Raw genomic sequence first — 18461 nt, 5'->3', positions numbered from 1 at the left:
GTCAAGCACCTCCTTGCTGGCTAATTTGTAGGACCGGCGAATCAGATGGGGGTGGGAAGCGTAACTCACTCGCAAGAATATCGAACCTATCCACAAGGTTTGAAACTTCCGGGTCATTTTCGGCATTAGGCGGCGATATTAGCTTCACTTCCACCGTCATCCCCCGTTCAATTCTCCCTAAAAACTCCCGAAGGTCTTTAACGAAAGCATTTTTTAGTTCGTTCTGGCGACCGGAATCAGTGACGGAGGATGTAAGTTCGTTCGCTTTCTCCTCGATTGCCGCAGCGACTTCGCCCTTTATTTTACTGCCAAAAATATTCTCTATTTCAGTTTCGCTAAAGGAAGCCAGCTTACTGGTCTCTGCGCGTATTTTGCGAATTTCCTCTACCGATTTCCAGCAGTTCAACGCCCAGGTGGTTAGCTTTCCTATCCTCTCTGCGACCAGCACACCTACGCCCAATAAGATGAGGGGGTCAGTGGTCGAAAGCGATGCAAGCTTCACATCGGAAATGGAAATTCCGTCGATTTCTGAGACGTCACTTACGAACCTTCTAATGAAACGCATTTCACCTATCAGGCCGTCGAATTCGTTTGAAAATATCGCTCGCGGAATTTTGAAGCCGACCTCTGCTTCCCAAGGCACGTCCACAGGCTCGTTCTTCCAGCCCAGCGAGGCTCCCGCTGTTACGAGTGAGGATACATTTGAGAGGATCGAATTCCGCCGATTCTCCGCCGATGTAATCATATCGCGCGCGACAGCCGGGGTAGCTGGATTGTCTCGAAGTGTAATAGCAAAATTTTGAACAGGTTGGAGTGAAAAGAGGTCGTCACCCACAAGCTCTGAGGCATCAATTATTTCTTCGGGAGAGAAATGCTCCTCTGCGACAGAAAGTGCCGCAAGTAAAGCTGTAGCAGAGGAGTTTACGTTTAGCTGATTGCTTGTGTCTGAAGGACTTGATGTTAGTTGCTCGGCTGCGATCCGCAGTTCGGCGAACTTCGCAGGAATACTGAGGGACGCATCAACTTCTAAAATGCTCGCTAACAAGCGGGTCGCACGCCCCAAGTCCATTCGTGGCCTCCTGCAAAAATTCCGCTGGCTACCCCTCCATCCTGGGGGGCGCGATTTAATGCCAAGCCTACTACCAAGCGTCGTATGCAAAACAAGGCACCGGCAATTGCTCTGTATATAAAACGATGTGGATTGCGGCCGCCGCGCTGCACTGCTACACACGCCTCCTCATTCGAGGTTGCAAAGCCTCGGAATTCTGCGGTTTCTACGGATGGTCCGGCAATCCAGCCCTGTCCACCACCATTTCTTTTAGCTCTCAACATCTCGCAATGCATCGTTGGGCTTGAAGATGGAGCAGGCTTTATCGGCGATCTAAGATAGCCGCCTGGAACGCCGACGTGCTAGCGGCATTGCGGTACTCGTAACCTCTATCTAGATGAGAGCCATGCCCGGACAAATTTTTGACAATCAGGGCCGCGGCGAAGCATCGTGGCAATGGCCTTCCATACACCCTGAGGGCCGAAAATTCGGAGCGATCGCGGCTGCGGTGGCGCTGGTGGTATGGGTCATTTTCGGGCCATGGTTGGGATGGCCCTTTGCTGCGTTGGCAGCATGTACCTTTGCGTTCTTCAGGGATCCCGTACGCGTCACTCCTCAGGATGAGACTGCGATCATTTCACCTGCGGATGGGCTGGTTACGCTGATCGGCAAAGTGCCGCCGCCCCGGGAACTGACTGTCGAGGATGGGTCGGGATCCGCTCCCATGGCGCACGAACCAGTGACTCGGATATCGATTTTCATGTCGATGTTCGATGTGCACATCAATCGAACGCCCATCGCGGGTACGGTCACTCGCGTGATTTATATTCCCGGCAAATTCGTAAATGCGGATTTGGACAAGGCTAGTGACGAGAACGAACGCCACCATGTACTAGTCGAACGGAGTGATGGACTCCGCCTATGTTTCACGCAGATTGCAGGACTGGTGGCGCGACGAATTGTTCCTTTCATCAAGCCCGGCGACATTATTGCCGCAGGCCAGCGTATCGGATTGATTCGATTTGGAAGCCGCGTTGACATCTATCTGCCGCTGGGAACTGAGCCTGACGTTTTGATGGGCCAGAAGGTCATTGCAGGCGAAACCATACTTGCACGAGCCGGAGTGGCGCCGGTAATCGAAGGTGTAGCCCAGTGATCGGGTCAGACGATCGGCCCGGGCACGGTTCAGCGGACCATTCAGCGATACCAGTCGCATCTTCGCGCCGGAAGCTGTCAGCAGGTCTTTCAATGCGAGCGATCGTTCCAAACGCAATTACGGCAGCCGCTCTGTGCTCCGGGCTGACAGGTATTCGGTTCGCGATCGCAGATGATTTCGAGAAGTCTGTTCTGGCCATCATCCTTGCTGGGCTATTGGACGGTATTGATGGACGTGCTGCGCGATTGCTGAATGCGCAGACAAGATTCGGCGCGGAACTGGACAGCTTGGCGGATTCCATTTCTTTTGGAGTAGCGCCGGCGTTGATCGTCTATCTCTGGACATTGCACCATTTGCCCAGCTTGGGTTGGATCGCATCACTCGCTTTTGCAATTTGCTGCGTTCTGCGGTTGGCGCGGTTCAACTCTCGTCTGGATATGCTCGATCAACCACACAAACAGGCCGGGTTTCTCACCGGCGTTCCCGCACCTTTGGGCGCCGGGCTTGCGTTTCTTCCGATGTACTTGGGGATTGCCACCGGAGAAGCGGATTTCGCTAATCCGGTTATCGTCAGCCTGTGGATGGTGTTGATTGCGTTTCTCATGATCTCATCCATTCCCACACTTGGATGGTCACGTTTACGCCCGCCCGGATCGTTGCGGTTAGGGGTCATCGCGCTGGTTGGTCTGACCGTAGCAGCGTTGCTTACAGAGCCATGGCTGACCCTCGCGGCGATCACTTTGGTTTACTTGATACTTCTTCCAGTGGGAGTTTACAGCTACCTCAACATCAAGCGGCGAACTCAAGGCAAAGTGACCTGACATCCTTTTCCATGGTCTCTCGCGCTGGGCAGACACCTGACAGCGAATGTCTGAGAGCGCCGACTTTCCAACGCAAGATTTTCGGCTCTTGGTTTTGGCGGAGTTCCTGGTTCAGCATTAACGCGCTGCGGGTGAAGCGACCTAACGTGGCCAGTATGGTCCATAGTGATGCAGACATAGTCAAGAAGAAGATAGTCGAAGCCAATACCGTCACGATCATTCCTTTCGAACCCGACGCCATTCGCAGTACGCGCTGTCAGCCAGTTCTCATTATGTTCCGTGAGGTGTTAGTTCGCTTTTTGTTCTCGCGCTGTCAAGTGGATTGAGATTGGATTATATTTCCGGGCGATGCCTCAGCCATAAATTCTGGTCAGGCGGACACTGTATTGCGACGGCAGTTCGCCACACCGTGACGATTGTCATGCCATTCGATAGGGTCTCGCGTCTCGAGTCTGGAGAAGGCGATCGACCTGTCTGACATAGCTGCAATACGCTTTTCTCTTAATACTGAAATTTCTGGAAACGCGCGGCGGATGCTCAGACAGATCACTAGTAGGGCGGTCGTAACTGCTATCGTGAATAAAAGAGACGCTACGATATTCATGCTGATTGCCTTGTGTCGCTGCTGCCCCCAACAGATGTTTCTGTTTAATCCGATATGATCTCGAATATTGTATTCGGTTAACCAACTGGATCGTTGCAGCACTAACATTAGTGCGATCGGACGAGTTCCCGCATACACCGTTGTTTTCAAACGAAATCAGTCGATTTGACGATGAGATGACCGTCTCGTGCGTCGAAATGGGTCTAGATTTTGGAATGACCTTTCGCTATGGGGCGACCCATGCCGGTCGGCCGCCATTTTTCGGCGTACGATTGAAAGCATGCAATCCACATGGAAGGCAACCATACCGGTGCCGAAGCGGGATTTCCGCACGGTTCCAGTCTTCCAGAGGTTTAACCGGAAAGGAATATGATTATGGCGGCTCCCGTCGTCACGATGTCGCAGCTCATTGAAGCTGGCGCACACTTCGGTCACCAGACCCATCGCTGGAATCCGCGCATGAAGCCGTACATCTTCGGTGCGCGTAACGGTATCCACATCATCGACCTGTCGCAGACGGTGCCGCTGTTCGCGCGCGCTCTCGATTTCGTGCAGTCGACGGTCCAGGCTGGCGGCAAGGTTCTCTTCGTCGGCACCAAGCGCCAGGCTCAGGAGCCTATCGCTCAGGCGGCGCGCGCTTGCGGACAGCACTTCGTCAACCACCGCTGGCTTGGTGGCATGCTTACCAACTGGAAGACCATTTCTGGTTCGATCAAGCGTTTCAAGGCGCTGGAAGAGCAGCTTGCAGGTGACACTGCTGGTCTGACCAAGAAGGAAGTTCTCCAGCTTACTCGCGAGCGTGACAAGCTTGAATTGTCGCTCGGTGGTATCCGCGACATGGGCGGCATTCCGGACGTGATGTTCGTGATCGACGCCAACAAGGAAGAGCTGGCGATCAAGGAAGCCAATGTCCTTGGCATCCCAGTCGTCGCCGTGCTGGACACGAACGTTAACCCGCAGGGCATCGCGTTCCCGATCCCAGGTAACGACGACGCCAGCCGTGCCGTTCGCCTGTACTGCGATGCGATCGCCCAGGCCGCGACGAAGGGCGGCCGCGGCGCCGTGATTGACAGCGGTATCGACATTGGTGCGCTTGACGCCCCGGTCGAGGAAGCCGTCGAAGCCTGATAGGCCCGGCACTACGGCACTTTCGTCATGGAATTGTCGCGCGCCGGGTCCAATGGACCTGGCGCGCATCCATGTGGAGTTTCCGTGCTCCACCCAAACTTAAAGGATCTGTGCGATGGCTTACACCGCCGCTGACGTAAAGAATCTGCGCGAGCGCACTGGCGCCGGCATGATGGACTGCAAGAAGGCTCTGGACGAAACCAATGGCGACCTTGAAGCCGCTGTGGACGCGTTGCGCGCCCGCGGGCTGGCTGCCGCCGCCAAGAAGTCCAGCCGTACCGCAGCCGAAGGGCTGGTAGGCGTTGCCGTGTCCGGCACCAAGGGCGTTGCGGTCGAGGTCAACTCCGAGACCGACTTCGTTGCCAAGAACGAACAGTTTCAGGACTTCGTGCGCAAGACCACGGAAGTTGCGCTTGGCGTGTCGGGTGACGATGTCGACGCGCTCAAGGCGGCCGCCTATCCCAACGGCGGTACCGTTGCCGATGCGTTGACGAACAACGTCGCGACCATTGGCGAGAATCAGCAGGTCCGTCGTCTCAAGACGGTCGAGGTATCCAACGGCGTTATCGTTCCTTACATGCATAACGCTGCTGCGCCGAACCTCGGCAAGATCGGCGTTCTGGTGGCGCTCGAATCGGAAGTACCGGCTGACAAGCTTGAGGCGCTGGGCAAGCAGATCGCCATGCACATCGCGGCAGCATTCCCGCTGGCACTGAACGCCGAAGATCTGGATTCGGAACTGATCGAGCGCGAACGCAAGATCGCTCAGGAAAAGGCTGCCGAATCGGGCAAGCCTGAAGCGGTCCAGGCGAAGATGGTTGAAGGCGCGATTTCCAAGTATGCCAAGGAAAACGCTCTGCTCAGCCAGCTTTTCGTGCTCGATAACAAGACCCCGATCCAGCAGGTCGTCGATCAGGCGGGCAAGGAAGCTGGCGCGAAGATCGTCCTGAAGGATTACGCCCGCTTTCAGCTGGGCGAAGGCATCGAAAAGGAAGTTTCCGACTTCGCAGCGGAAGTGGCTGCTGCTGTCGCAGGCTGATCCTTGCTAGATCACTATTGAAGAGGGGCCGGGAAGCGTGAGCTTTTCGGCCCCTCTTTCGTGAGTGTCCTCCGCGACGTTACAAAACAAACATGCATGATTGACTTCGCCTGACGTCGGCGTAGCTTTCCCCACGCCGGTGCAGTGAACGACACCGGTTTGAAAAGGCCCGCGCAGCGGCCGGGCCGCAACCCGGAGAGGCTGTCATGCGCATCGAATTAGAACCCCAACCAAATAATGCGATCCCTGACCTGGCGCAGCAATATTCGGCCGACATCGTCAGAGCGGGCAATATGTTCGCTTTGTCTGCCTATCGCCATTCCACACTCCCGCTGCGTCTGTTTGAGGCTTGTCGAATCGCGACGGCCGTCATCAATGGATGCACCGTATGCATGAACTGGCGGGCGCAGAGGGACTTGCGAGCGCTTGGTGTGGAAGGCGGTGTCATCGATCAAGCGGGGCCGGCCCCGGACGAAGCCATGTATCAGGCGGTCCTGAATGGCGACCTCAGCGCACTCAGCAAGAAAGAGCGGCTGGCGGTCCAATTCTCGCAAGCGATGGGCACCGACCCACGTGGTCTGGGCGAAGATGAAGCATTCTGGCGTGAATTCAAATCCGTGATGACCGATGCGGAGATTGTGGAACTGACGCACTGCACGGCTGCGTGGATGGCGATGGGCCGTGTTGCCCATGTTCTTGGAGTCGATGCGGCTTGCTCGATCGGTGGGCCTCTCGCCGAAGCGGCCTGATCCATTCATTGTGCTGGGGCGGACGAGCGAATCGCTGATCCGCCCTGGCGCACCAATTCCTATGCCGTTGCAAGCCGGCACCGGTTCAGACCACGTGGCGCGCGGCCGAGGTTCCTGTCGCTCTCCCCTTGGCAATTGTCATCCGCGCTCCTAAAGCCGGGCCACCCCGTTCCAAGGAGACCCAGCGGCATGTCATCCTCCCCCTACAAACGCGTCCTGCTCAAACTTTCGGGCGAGGTGCTTATGGGGAGCCAGCAGTTCGGCATTGATCCCGATTTCGTGGCCGAACTCGCCAAGGAAGTGAAGGCGGCGAAGGATACCGGGCTGGAAATCTGCCTGGTCATTGGCGGCGGCAATATCTTCAGGGGCATGGCCGGCGCGGCGAGGGGCATGGATCGCGCTCAAGCGGATTACATGGGCATGCTGGCGACTGTGATGAATGCGTTGGCTATGCAGAACGCGCTCGAGCAGATTGGCGTGGAAACCCGTGTGCAATCAGCCGTTCAGATGGATCAGGTGTGTGAGCCGGTCATCCGGCGCAGAGCCGAGCGCCATCTCGAGAAGGGGCGTGTGGTGATTTTCGCTGCCGGAGTCGGGGCTCCGTATTTTACGACCGATTCAGGCGCCGCCTTGCGTGCCGCCGAAATGCGGTGCGACGCTCTCCTGAAAGGCACCAGTGTTGATGGTGTGTATGACAGCGATCCGAAAACCAACCCGGGCGCGAAGCGCTACGAATCCGTCGATTACGACACCGTCCTCGCCGACAATTTGAAGGTGATGGATGCCTCCGCCGTGGCCTTGTGCCGCGACAATGCGATTCCGATCGTCGTGTTTTCCATCCGCGAGAAGGGCAATCTTGCCACCGTTCTCGCCGGTGGTGGCACCAAGACGCTCGTTCAGAAGGGAGCCTGACAATGGCCAAGTACGACAAGGCAGACCTCGAGCGCCGGATGAAGGGCGCCATCGATGCGCTGCGCCACGACCTTTCCGGCTTGCGCACTGGTCGCGCGAACACCGCGCTGCTGGAGCCCATCACCGTCACGGTGTACGGCAGCGCGATGCCGCTGACCTCGGTGGCCACCATTTCCGCACCCGAGCCGCGGATGCTGTCGGTGCAGGTGTGGGACAAATCGAATATCGGCCCGGTCGAAAAGGCGATCCGTTCGGCGGGGCTTGGCCTCAACCCGATCAACGATGGCAATACCCTGCGTCTCCCGATCCCCGATCTTACCGAGGACCGCCGCAAGGAGCTGGCAAAGCTCGCCAGTTCCTATGCCGAAAAGGCGCGGGTGGCCGTTCGCAACGTCCGTCGCGATGGCATCGAAAACCTGAAGGCAGATGAGAAAAAGAAAGAAATCTCGGAAGATGATCGCAAGCGCGGCGAGACCGAGGTGCAGAAGCTGACCGACGACATGATCAAGCTGCTGGACGAAGAATTTGGCCGCAAGGAAAAGGAAATCCTCGGCAAGTGAGGTTTCACCGCCTCGTGTTGAAGAAGCCTGATGGCCAAGGATGATCCAGTCCGCGCTCGGCATGTTGCCATCATCATGGATGGCAATGGACGCTGGGCAAAAAAACGCCACCTTCCTCGCGCACTGGGTCACCAGCGCGGGGTTGAGGCGGTGCGCCGCGTTGTGCGCGGTGCCCGCGAACTCGGGCTTGATGCCCTGACCCTTTACGCCTTCTCGACGGAGAACTGGCGGCGGCCGGAAGAGGAAGTGTCCGACCTGATGAGCCTGATGAAGAGGTTCATCCTTTCGGACCTGGACGAATTTGCGCAGGCCGGTGTGCGGCTGAAGATCATTGGCGATTACAAGGCATTCAAGTCCGACGTCGTCGAACTGGTGGAAGGCGCCGTGGCGCGCACTGCTAAAAACACTGGCACTACACTTGCGGTCGCCCTGAACTATGGCTCGCAGGATGAGATCGCACGCGCTGCCACCCAAGCCGCGGCAAAGGGCGCCATCACGCCGGAAACCATCGCTGCGGAATTGGACACGGCGGATATGCCCCCGCTTGATCTGTTGATCCGGACTTCCGGCGAAGTGCGGCTCTCTAATTTCCTGTTGTGGCAAGCAGCCTATGCCGAAATGCTGTTTACCGACGTTCTCTGGCCTGATTTCACGGCTGATCATCTGCGCGACGCGCTTGAGGCATTCACCACACGTGAGAGGCGTTATGGCGGGCGCTGAACCGCCACGGCGGGCCATTTCCGATCTGGGCGTGCGAACTGCCTCAGCCATTATCATGGCAGTGGTTGCCGGTACCGCGTTGTGGTTGGGAGGGGCGGTCTGGATCGCCTTCGTATGCGCAGTATCGGTCGGCGTTCTGTGGGAATGGATCAGACTGGCACGTCGAGCCACCCCGGGGCCAGGCGGTCGAGCCGCCTGGAACTTTGCTGGGATGCTTTATGTCGGCGTCGGCGCAGCGATGCTGCTCTTTCTGCATAACGACGCCTTCACCCTCGCGCCTGTCCTGACGTTGTTGGGTACAGTGATCGCAGTGGATGTCGGAGCCTATTTTACGGGCCGCACTTTGCGTGGTCCGAAGATCGCGCCATCCATCAGCCCGTCCAAGACCTGGTCCGGCCTTTGCGGCGGAGCCTTGGGCGCGGCGCTGGCGTTGTTTGCGGCTGCCCGGCTTTGGCAGGACGAGACCATACGTCTCACCCCGGACTCATCCGCAGGTGACGCGGTTGCGTGTTTCGGTACGCAACCTTGCTGGTACGCCACGGCGCACCCGGTTCCGCTCTTCGCCACCTGTCTCATGACCGGAATTCTGGTGGCTGTTTGCGCGCAGATTGGCGATTTCTTCGAAAGCTGGATGAAACGCAGGGCCGGTGTGAAGGATTCGGGTAACCTCATCCCTGGGCACGGTGGCTTTTTCGATCGGGTGGACGGGTTACTGGCGGTACTCTTCGTGCTAGGCCTCATGATCCTTTTTCAGCCACGATGAGATCGATGCGCACACTTACAGTTCTTGGCGCTACCGGATCGATTGGAGCATCGACCCTCGATCTGATCCGCCGCAATCGGGGCGACTGGCGCATAGTCGCGCTTACCGCGCACTCAAACGCCGAGGAGTTGGCGCGGCTCGCTCGAGAGTTTTCCGCGGACCTCGCGGTTGTCGCGGATGAAACGCAATTGCCGGCTCTTCGTGAGGCGTTGTCCGGAAGCGGCGTTGAGGCAGCTGGCGGTCCCGAAGCGCTGGTCGAGGCCGCAGGCCGGGGGGCGGACATCACAGTCGCGGCGATCGTCGGCTGTGCAGGCCTTGCACCGACCATGGCGGCCATCGAGCAGGGCGGGATCATCGCTCTGGCCAATAAGGAAGCCCTGGTGTCGGCAGGTGAGGTGATGACCGCTGCCGTCGCACTCCATGGTGCCACGTTGCTGCCGGTGGACTCCGAACATAACGCGATTTTCCAGTGCCTAGCGGACAACGATCCCGCGCACGTACGCTGGATCACTCTCACCGCCAGCGGAGGCCCGTTCCGGGACTGGTCTTGGGAGCGGCTTCGCGCCGCAACTGCAGCTGAGGCGGTTCGCCACCCCAACTGGGACATGGGAGCGAAGATCAGCGTCGATTCGGCCACGATGTTCAACAAGGGCCTGGAACTGATCGAGGCTCACCATCTTTTCCCGGTCGGCCTCGATCGTTTGCGCATTATCGTCCATCCGCAATCCGTGGTCCATTCCATGGTGGAGTATCGCGACGGGTCGACGCTGGCACAGCTAGGTCCGTCCGACATGCGCGTTCCGATCGCGTCGACCTTGGCATGGCCGGAGCGGATGGACACGCCGTGCGCTCCTCTCGATCTTGCTGAAATTGGCGAACTCACGTTCCGAAAGCCCGACGAAGTGCGCTTTCCTGCGACGCGGCTGGCGCGCTGTGCCGCCGAGGCGGGCGGGGGCGTCCCCGCAGTGCTGAACGCCGCGAATGAAGTGGCGGTCGCCGCATTTTTGGGCGGTCAGATTTCGTTCACCAGTATTGCTGCACAAGTGGAAGAAGTTCTGGGTTCCTATGCGCCACCAACGCCCGGTTGCCTCGCCGACGTGCTGGAAGTAGATAGCGAAGCTAGGGCCAAGGCGCGTGTTCTCGTCGCCAGCCCCTGACGAAAGATTGCCCGCTTGACCGGATCACCAGGATTACTGACGACAATCTTCGCATTTCTCCTGGTGCTTGGACCCCTGGTGCTGATTCACGAGCTGGGCCATTACCTCGTCGGGCGCTTCTTCGGCGTCAAGGCGGACGCATTTTCGATCGGCTTCGGTAAGGAGCTTGCGGGCTGGACGGATCGACGCGGGACTCGCTGGAAGCTCTCGGCACTGCCCTTGGGCGGCTATGTCCAGTTTGCCGGCGACATGAACCCGTCCAGTGCGCCAAGCCCGCGGACCGATGGCTTGACCCCGGAAGAACGGGCGCAGACGTTTCACGTAAAGCCGCTGTGGCAACGCGCCCTTATCGTGCTCGCCGGCCCGATGACCAACCTGATCGTTTGCGTTGCGATCTTCGCCGCCTTTTACGGCTCTTACGGGCGTGTAGTCGCTGATGCGGAAGTCACCGGCTTCAGGCCCACGTCTGCCGCTCAGCAAGCAGGCATCCAACTAGGTGACCGCATTGTCGCCATTGATGGCGACAAGATCGAGGATGCCTCGCAGATCGGCGATCATACGATCTACTATCCTGGGAAGACGTTGTCCGTCGCGGTGGAGCGCGATGGCCGCACTCTTGTCATCCCGGTGAGGCTCAAAGCTGAAGAGGTGAGCGACAAGTTCGGTAACAAGGCCAAGATTGGCGATCTGGGGGTGGACATGCTGCCTCCGGTGGTTGGTGGGTTCTCGAACGATTCGCCAGCCCAACGGGCAGGGCTCAAGCTGGGTGACCGGATCATCGCCGTCAGCGGCACTCCCGTCAGCGGGTTTGATCAGATTCCTCCCCTCGTCATGCCCAAACCCGGGCGTAGTATCGACGTCACGGTGCGCCGTGGCGGTGACGTACTGACGGTCCCGTTAACGACCGGGCGAGCCGTCATGACCGACGAGCAGGGGGCTAAAAGGGAAGTTGGTCAGATCGGGGTGAGGGCCGGCCGGGTTGAACAGGTCGGGCCGGTGCGGGCGGTATTCCTGGGCTTCGATCAGAGCTTCAAGGTCATGGGTTCCATGGTCACCGGCATAACCCAGATTATCACCGGCGACCGGTCAGTCCGCGAGCTAGGTGGACCGGTGAAAATTGCACAATATTCGGGCCAGCAATTCAGCTTGGGCTGGGAAGCCTTTGTGACCTTCGCCGCGCTGATTTCGATTAACTTGGCATTCATCAACCTGCTGCCAATTCCCGGCCTGGATGGCGGTCACTTGGCATTCTACGCGGCTGAAGCGGTCCGTCGGAAACCCTTGGGAGTACGTAGTCAGGAATGGGCGATCCGGACAGGTGTCGCTTTGGTGCTTGCTCTGATGCTTTTCGTCACAGTCAATGATCTGGCTCAACTCCCGATTTTCGGGGGATAGCCGGGAGGTTTTGTTCAGCGATCACATTGTTGCCAAGTTTTGTCTGCTTGATCGGATGCGCTCCATCGGGCAGATGGCTGCGGTTGCCTGCGGGGTCGGGTGCGCACCCAAGGGTAGTGCTGGCCGGAAGTGATCTGTTTTAATCGCGAAAGCGAACACGGGATTTTGCGTAGAATGATCGGATGGGAAATGGTTCGCTGCACTGACGGGCGCCGCGCTTCGCAGCTTGCGGCGGTGCTGATGGGAACCACGATACTCGCTGGATCCCCGGCTGTCGCAGCAGCACAAACGGCGAAGTCGCCTGCCGCAAAGGCGGCGTCGGCCCGTCCTGCAGCCGCAAGCCCCACCCCGGTAGCGTCTGCGGCTGAACCGGACGCGGGCATTCCGATCCAGACGATCGTCGTGAAGGGGGCCGAGCGTCTCGAGGCGCAGACGGTGCTGTCCTACATCAAGCTTCGTGTCGGCCAGCCGTACACCAAGGGTGCCGCTGATACTGCGCTGAAGGACCTGTATTCCACTGAACTGTTCAAGGATGTTCAGATCAGCAATGATGGCGGGATCGTGACGATCCAGGTTCAGGAAAACCCGGTCGTCAACCGCATCATCCTTGAAGGCAACAAACGAATCAAAGACGACAAGATCCTGCCGGAGATCAAAGTCGCGCCGCGCCAGATTTTCACGCGCTCCAAGATCCGCGCCGACGTGGCTCGTATCATCGAACTGTACAAGCGTCAGGGCCGTTACGCCGCGACCGTCGAGCCGAAGATGGTCGCGCTTGACCAGAACCGCGTCGATATCGTGTTCGAGATTACCGAGGGTGACAAATCCAAGGTCCGCCAGATCAACATCATCGGCAACGAGCATTTCTCGGACGGTGAGCTGCGTGGCGAAATGGTCACCAAGCAGGCGCGCTTCACCCGTCTGTTCAGCTCAGGGACTAGCTACGATCCCGATCGCATGGCGTTCGACCAGCAGAAGCTGCGTCAGTTTTATCTGACGCAAGGCTACGCTGATTTCCGCGTCGTGTCCGCAGTGGCGGAGCTTACGCCCGACAAGAAGGACTTCATCATCACGTACGTGGTGGAGGAAGGCCAACGTTACAAATTCGGGGATGTGAAGGTCGAAAGCCAGCTGCGCGACTTCGATGGCGAGAAGATGGCGAAGAATCTCGTCATGAAGAAGGGCGATTGGTACAACGCCAAGCAGGTCGAAGATACGATCGAAGGCCTGAACGAGACCGCTGGAGCGTTCGGTTACGCGTTCGCCGATGTCCGCCCGCAGTACGATCGCGATAAGGAAAACCTCACCATGGGGCTGACCTTCGTGATCCAGGAAGCGCCGCGCGTCTATGTCGAGCGCATCGACATCAACGGCAATACGCTGACGCAAGACAAGGTCATTCGCCGCGAGTTCCGTATCGCCGAGGGTGACGCGTTCAACTCGCTTCAGGTCAAGCGTTCAACCAACCGCATCAAGTCGCTCGGCTACTTCCAGGAGAAGTTCGAAGTCGCGCAGAAGCCCGGCAGCGCCGAAGATCGCATCATCCTTGAAGCGAACGTCGAGGAAAAGCCGACGGGCGAACTGCAGCTGTCGGCAGGCTTCTCCAGCCTTGAAAGCTTCATCTTCCAGGCATCGATCCGCCAGCGCAACTTCCGTGGACGCGGGCAGACGGTCGGCCTTTCCGGCAGCATTTCGCGCTATTCCAAGAGCGTTGAAGCCAGCTTCGTCGAACCGTATCTGTTCGACAAAAACATCTCGATGGGCGTCGACATCTATCGTCGCGATTTCAACAGCTTCAACTACTTGAACTCTAACCGTAATACGACGTACGAACAGTCAACCACCGGGTTCCAAATCAGAGCTGGTGTGCCCCTGACCGAGTACTTCACTGCGGTCGCTCGCTACACGCTGAACTACGACGACGTGAGCCTTGGCAGCGAGTACTTCCGCCCGGACGGGACTTGCGATCCTTTGGTAGCCGGCCGCTATCTTTGCGATGCGATCGGAAAGCGCCTGTCGTCCATCCTTGGCCTATCGCTTGTCCACGATACTCTGGATAACCGCGTACGCCCGACGCGTGGCCACACCGCATCTCTCAATTTCGACTTCGCGGGGCTTGGCGGCGACGTGAAGTATGCGCGCATTCGTGGCAACGCATCTCAGTTCTTTAACCTGGGCAAAGGCTTCATCTTCTCGCTCTCGGCGGAAGGTGGTGCAATCAAGGGGCTGAATGGCGACAATGTTCGTTTGACCGACCGGTTTTATCTGGGCGAACCCCAAATTCGCGGCTTCGCCATCCGCGGTGTCGGACCACGTGTGTTGCGTAAATTCCTTGATGCAGATGGAAATCCGTCGACCAAGCGCAGCGAATGGTCGGACGATGCATTGGGCGGCAACTACTACTACATGGGCCGCGCAGAGCTTGAAATTCCGTTGGGATCTGGCGCTCGCGAAATGGGGCTTCGTCCGTCAATCTTTGCTGATGTCGGCGCCGTATGGAGCGTCCGTCAACCAGAACTGACGCAATGCAAGCCCGGCTGTAACCCTACTTACACTCAGACCGATGCGTCCGGAAATCAGACGGTCGTAACTTCCCCTACCAATACCATCACCGGGGCTCCAAACGTCGCGACGGGCGACTTCCAATATTCCTTCATCGAGGAATTCACAGGCGATACGTGGAAACCGCGCGTAGCCATCGGCATCGGCGTGAACTGGAATTCGCCCTTCGGCCCTTTCCGTATCGATTTCTCGCGCGTCCTTCTCAAACAGCCGGGCGATGATCCAAAGGCATTCACTTTCAACGTGGGAACACAATTCTGATGAGCACCATGACCAAGACCATCGCCCTGGCCGCTGGCCTCGCGCTCGCCACTGTCGCTGCGCAGCCCGCTATGGCTCAAAAGAAAGGCGCCGCTGCAGCTACGGGCGGCACGATCGTTCAGGGCTTGGGCGTCGCCAGCTTCGACGCGGTGATCGCCAACTCCAACGCCTACAAGGCGGCTGAAACCCAGCGCCAGACAACCTACAAGGCGCAGTTCGATCAGGCCAAGACGCGCAATGATGCGCTCAACGCCCAGATCAAGCCGCTGGTAGACAAGTTCAATGCCGACCGTCAGGGCGGCAAGGCTACGCAGGCACAGCTTGAGCAGCAGGCAAACGCCATCCAGCAGCTTCAGGAAAGCGGCAAGGCCGAACTTCAGCGCATTCTTCAGCCCGTTGGTCTGTCACAGGCGTACGTCAACGAGCAGATCGAAGACAAGCTGAACGATGCAGTTAAGTCAGCGATGAGCAAGAAGAGCGTCTCGATCCTCATCTCGCCCGAAGCGATCCTTGCCGTAAACGGCGGCGCGTACAACCTCAACCAGGACATCCTGAACGAGCTGAACACGGCACTTCCGTCTGCGCAGTTGGTCCCGCCGGCTGGCTGGGAACCGCGCCAGGTTCGCGAACAGCGTGCACAGGCGCAAGGTCAGGCGCAGCCGCAGGCGGCACCGGCAGCTGCCGCACCTGCACCGACCGGTCGCTGATAGTTCGGCAGGAACGGGCATGAGCGAGCCTACCGAGACGGTTTACGATACCGCGAAGATCCTGGCGGCGCTTCCGCATCGCTATCCGATGCTGCTGGTCGACCGCGTGGTTTCCATCTCTGAGGAGGAGGGGATCCACGCGATCAAGGCTGTCAGCTTCAACGAGGATTTCTTCCAGGGTCATTTTCCCGGCAGACCGATCATGCCTGGCGTCCTCCAGATCGAGGCACTGGCTCAGGCGGCGGGCATTCTGGCCATCGAATCACTTGGCTTGGCCGGGACCGGCAAGCTGGTCTATTTCATGGGGATCGAGGATGCGAAGTTCCGCAGCCCCGTCACGCCCGGCCATTTGCTCACTCTTCACGCAGGCTTTGTTCAGAAGCGTTCGCGAGTTTGCAAGTTCTGGGGCAAAGCATCCATCGAGGGTAAAGTGACCTGCGAAGTAAACTTTACTGCGATGATCGCCGATAGCTGATCTCAGCGGGGCGTCGCGAACCAACTCATTCTTGCATTTCGGCGCTCTTGGCTTTAAGGGCGCCGCTTTCCGAAGCAGGCCGGTCGGAACCGGCCACATGCGAAAGAGACGAATCATGAAGGCCGATACTCACCCCGACTACCACACGATCACGGTGCAGATGACGGACGGCACCACGTTCCAGACCCGCTCGACCTGGGGTTCGGAAGGTGACACGCTGGTGCTCGACATCGACCCCACGTCACACCCGGCCTGGACCGGCGGCAAGGCGCAGCTGCAAGATGGCGGCCGCGTTGCCCAGTTCAACAAGCGTTTCGGCGGTCTCTCTCTCACCAAGAAGTAATCGATGCGGCCAATGGCTGTGTCGTACGATTGGATTTGAAACGGCGGTCCTTCGGGGCCGCCTTTTTCGCATTGGCGTCGGCGGCGCGCCGGAACTTTGCCGACAGTCGATAATTGCGTTTGAGACATAAGCCATTAGCATGCGCCCATTCGATGGGGCAGTGCCAGAAACATCGGTGCGGGTATTCGCGTTTTGCGATGGCCAGCACGAAAATCTGACTATGCACGCTTTTGAGCTTCGATTTGGAGAAACCCGATGACATTGCGCGCATCTCGAATTTCTGTGTTTTCCCTGGCGGCGACTGCTCTGCTTGCTTGCGGCGTTGGGGCAAATGCTCAGAGTTCTTCCACGACCGCCAAAGCTGCTTCTAAGCACGACCACAGTGCCGCCATGAACTCGTCGACCGGGGGCATGGTGCATGCAGATGTCATCGGACTGAATGGCAAAAGCATGGGCATTGTGATGCTTCAGCAGACGCCTGCGGGCGTGCTTGTCACGGCTGATGTGAAGGGCATTCCGGCTGGGGAGCATGGATTTCACTTCCACCAGAAAGGGATATGCGATCCGGCTGCCAAGTTCGAAACGTCGGGCGGTCACTTCACCGGCGGCGATCATCAGCATGGATACCTGACGACGAAAGGTCCGCACGGGGGTGATATGCCGAACCAGCATGTCGGGGCGGATGGAGCCCTGAAGACGCAGGTTCTGAATACGGGTGTGACATTGTCCCCCGGCGTCCGATCCTTGAACGATGCCGATGGCACCGCCCTGGTCATCCATGCCGGAGCCGACGATTATTCAAGCCAGCCTTCTGGGAACGCTGGCGGTCGCATCGGCTGCGCGGTGATCAGCAAAGCAAAGTAATGCCTATTCTCGGGCTGGGACGACGGTTCGCTCTCAGCCTGCTTTCCTGAAGCCAGACTGAGGGGAGGGAATACTCGCGAGGATTCCAAGGCATCCAGTTCAATCCGCGAGTCAGGCGCTGTTGATTCAGACCGGCAAACGTCGACGAATTCGCTTTGATCCAATTTTTGCTTTGCAAGAATGCTCTCTCTGTGCAAAGGCGCGCTCCCGCACAGGTTGCAGCTTACATGCCCAGCCAGTGTGATTTCTCTGGCGTATGGATTGCTCCTGCGCTCGTGTGGCGATCGTAGCTCAGTTGGTTAGAGCGCCGGTTTGTGGTACCGGAGGTCGTGGGTTCGAACCCCATCGATCGCCCCATTATTTCCACTATTCAGACATTTTCCGAACGTTTGTGCGCGAAAAGCCGTTGGGCGACGTGGAACCTCTTGCTCCTGCGCCTTTGGACGATAGAAGCGCCTTCACTATGCATGGCTTAGCCAATCCTGCCCGGTTTTTGCGCATTGCTCGATGGCTGACGCCGTTGAGCATGGGGTTGGGTTTGGTCATAGCCACGGTAGCCCTGGCATGGGGTCTGTTCATCGCGCCGCCTGAGCGGCTTCAGGGCGAAACCGTTCGGATCGTCTATCTCCACGTACCCGCCGCCTGGCTGGGCATGGCGGGCTGGATCGGTATTGCGAGTTCAAGCTTCGCTCAACTCGTATGGCGCCATCCTCTTGCCGCGATTGCCGCGCGGGGTTGCGCGGTTCCCGGGGCTGTATTTACCGCCGTTTGCCTTGTTACCGGATCGCTATGGGGTCGTCCCGCCTGGGGCACATGGTGGGTCTGGGATGGGCGACTGACGTCGATGCTGGTCCTGCTGTTTCTGTATTTTGGATGGATGGCGCTCGCACAGGCAAGCGAAGCGCACGATGGTGCGGAAAACCGCGCACCCGCAATTTTCGGGTTGGTCGGCGCTGTGAACATTCCGATCATTCACTATTCGGTGATTTGGTGGAACAGCCAGCATCAGCCTCCGAGCATCACGATGGGCAGTTCGGCGATGTCGGGGGATTTTCTGCTGCCTCTGCTGGCGTCGATGGTGGGGTTCACCTTGATCTTCGTGGGCTGCGTCCTGGCAAGGATGCGCGCGATCCTGGCCACTCAGCAGGCGGAGGCGAGACTTCGTCGCAAAGCATACAGCGAAGTGGAATTCTAGGT

Annotated in this window: 19 protein-coding genes and 1 tRNA gene; 18 read left to right on the top strand and 2 right to left on the bottom strand. The window is 58.4% G+C overall.

Translation table 11 applies throughout. The features are described 5' to 3' along the window. Window position 1: 1 nt before the first annotated feature. Entirely contained in the window at window positions 2-1069 is a 1068-nt protein-coding gene (locus ACZ1JM_RS09500) for a hypothetical protein (RefSeq protein ID WP_465134575.1), read from the bottom strand. Between the two features lie 385 nt (window positions 1070-1454). Here ACZ1JM_RS09500 and ACZ1JM_RS09495 point away from each other — a divergent pair, with 385 nt between their 5' ends. The 15 genes from ACZ1JM_RS09495 to rpmE all read left to right on the top strand — a co-directional run bounded on the left by ACZ1JM_RS09495 (window position 1455) and on the right by rpmE (window position 16400). Next, a complete protein-coding gene (locus ACZ1JM_RS09495) occupies window positions 1455-2204 on the top strand; it encodes a phosphatidylserine decarboxylase (protein WP_465134574.1) in 750 nt (249 codons plus the stop codon). A 92-nt stretch (window positions 2205-2296) separates the two neighbouring features. Continuing rightward, window positions 2297-3025 (top strand): CDP-diacylglycerol--serine O-phosphatidyltransferase, encoded by a 729-nt coding sequence (gene pssA / locus ACZ1JM_RS09490; RefSeq protein ID WP_465134573.1) that lies wholly within the window; start codon window positions 2297-2299, stop codon window positions 3023-3025. A gap of 979 nt (window positions 3026-4004) precedes the next feature. Then, window positions 4005-4757 (top strand): 30S ribosomal protein S2, encoded by a 753-nt coding sequence (gene rpsB / locus ACZ1JM_RS09485; protein ID WP_465134572.1) that lies wholly within the window; start codon window positions 4005-4007, stop codon window positions 4755-4757. A gap of 115 nt (window positions 4758-4872) precedes the next feature. Next, window positions 4873-5796, top strand: coding sequence for a translation elongation factor Ts (gene tsf / locus ACZ1JM_RS09480; protein ID WP_465134571.1), 924 nt, complete (start codon window positions 4873-4875; stop codon window positions 5794-5796). A gap of 206 nt (window positions 5797-6002) precedes the next feature. Beyond that, complete coding sequence (locus ACZ1JM_RS09475) at window positions 6003-6545, top strand: carboxymuconolactone decarboxylase family protein (protein WP_465134570.1); 543 nt, start codon at window positions 6003-6005, stop codon at window positions 6543-6545. A gap of 189 nt (window positions 6546-6734) precedes the next feature. Beyond that, complete coding sequence (gene pyrH, locus ACZ1JM_RS09470) at window positions 6735-7457, top strand: UMP kinase (protein ID WP_465134569.1); 723 nt, start codon at window positions 6735-6737, stop codon at window positions 7455-7457. 2 nt (window positions 7458-7459) lie between these two features. Next, window positions 7460-8017 carry a ribosome recycling factor gene (gene frr / locus ACZ1JM_RS09465; protein WP_465134568.1) on the top strand — a complete coding sequence of 186 codons (558 nt, stop codon included), beginning with the start codon at window positions 7460-7462 and terminating at the stop codon, window positions 8015-8017. Window positions 8018-8047: 30 nt separating this feature from the next. Beyond that, window positions 8048-8737 (top strand): polyprenyl diphosphate synthase, encoded by a 690-nt coding sequence (gene uppS / locus ACZ1JM_RS09460; protein ID WP_465134567.1) that lies wholly within the window; start codon window positions 8048-8050, stop codon window positions 8735-8737. Next, window positions 8724-9500 carry a phosphatidate cytidylyltransferase gene (locus ACZ1JM_RS09455; RefSeq protein WP_465134566.1) on the top strand — a complete coding sequence of 259 codons (777 nt, stop codon included), beginning with the start codon at window positions 8724-8726 and terminating at the stop codon, window positions 9498-9500. Before uppS ends, ACZ1JM_RS09455 begins: the two co-directional genes overlap by 14 nt. 5 nt (window positions 9501-9505) lie before the next feature. Continuing rightward, window positions 9506-10657 carry a 1-deoxy-D-xylulose-5-phosphate reductoisomerase gene (dxr, locus tag ACZ1JM_RS09450; protein WP_465134565.1) on the top strand — a complete coding sequence of 384 codons (1152 nt, stop codon included), beginning with the start codon at window positions 9506-9508 and terminating at the stop codon, window positions 10655-10657. A gap of 15 nt (window positions 10658-10672) precedes the next feature. Next, the gene (rseP, locus tag ACZ1JM_RS09445) at window positions 10673-12052 is read left to right on the top strand and encodes an RIP metalloprotease RseP (protein ID WP_465134564.1); all 1380 of its coding nucleotides are present in this window, start codon (window positions 10673-10675) and stop codon (window positions 12050-12052) included. Between the two features lie 174 nt (window positions 12053-12226). After that, a complete protein-coding gene (gene bamA, locus ACZ1JM_RS09440; RefSeq protein ID WP_465134563.1) occupies window positions 12227-14875 on the top strand; it encodes an outer membrane protein assembly factor BamA in 2649 nt (882 codons plus the stop codon). Further along, complete coding sequence (locus ACZ1JM_RS09435; protein WP_465134562.1) at window positions 14875-15582, top strand: OmpH family outer membrane protein; 708 nt, start codon at window positions 14875-14877, stop codon at window positions 15580-15582. The genes bamA and ACZ1JM_RS09435 overlap by 1 nt, the downstream gene beginning before the upstream one ends. A 19-nt stretch (window positions 15583-15601) precedes the next feature. Next, window positions 15602-16057 carry a 3-hydroxyacyl-ACP dehydratase FabZ gene (fabZ, locus tag ACZ1JM_RS09430; RefSeq protein ID WP_465134561.1) on the top strand — a complete coding sequence of 152 codons (456 nt, stop codon included), beginning with the start codon at window positions 15602-15604 and terminating at the stop codon, window positions 16055-16057. 115 nt (window positions 16058-16172) lie between these two features. Further along, a complete protein-coding gene (gene rpmE / locus ACZ1JM_RS09425; RefSeq protein ID WP_465134560.1) occupies window positions 16173-16400 on the top strand; it encodes a 50S ribosomal protein L31 in 228 nt (75 codons plus the stop codon). Here the strand turns inward: rpmE and ACZ1JM_RS09420 are convergent. Beyond that, the gene (locus tag ACZ1JM_RS09420) at window positions 16387-16731 is read right to left on the bottom strand and encodes a hypothetical protein (RefSeq protein ID WP_465134559.1); all 345 of its coding nucleotides are present in this window, start codon (window positions 16729-16731) and stop codon (window positions 16387-16389) included. The genes rpmE and ACZ1JM_RS09420 overlap by 14 nt on opposite strands. Before the next feature lie 59 nt (window positions 16732-16790). Between ACZ1JM_RS09420 and ACZ1JM_RS09415 the strand changes: the two genes are divergently transcribed. The 3 genes from ACZ1JM_RS09415 to ccmC all read left to right on the top strand — a co-directional run bounded on the left by ACZ1JM_RS09415 (window position 16791) and on the right by ccmC (window position 18459). After that, on the top strand, window positions 16791-17264 hold the full coding sequence (locus tag ACZ1JM_RS09415; protein ID WP_465134558.1) for a superoxide dismutase family protein: 474 nt from the start codon (window positions 16791-16793) through the stop codon (window positions 17262-17264). A gap of 280 nt (window positions 17265-17544) precedes the next feature. Beyond that, window positions 17545-17621: transfer RNA gene (locus tag ACZ1JM_RS09410), tRNA-His, on the top strand. Between the two features lie 106 nt (window positions 17622-17727). Continuing rightward, window positions 17728-18459, top strand: a complete 732-nt coding sequence (gene ccmC, locus ACZ1JM_RS09405) for a heme ABC transporter permease CcmC (RefSeq protein ID WP_465134557.1) — start codon at window positions 17728-17730, stop codon at window positions 18457-18459. Window positions 18460-18461: the final 2 nt, after the last annotated feature.

Source organism: Novosphingobium sp. BL-S-24 (genome assembly GCF_055521575.1).
Note: the sequence above shows the minus strand (reverse complement) of the source record. Positions and strands in the feature narration are given on the sequence as shown.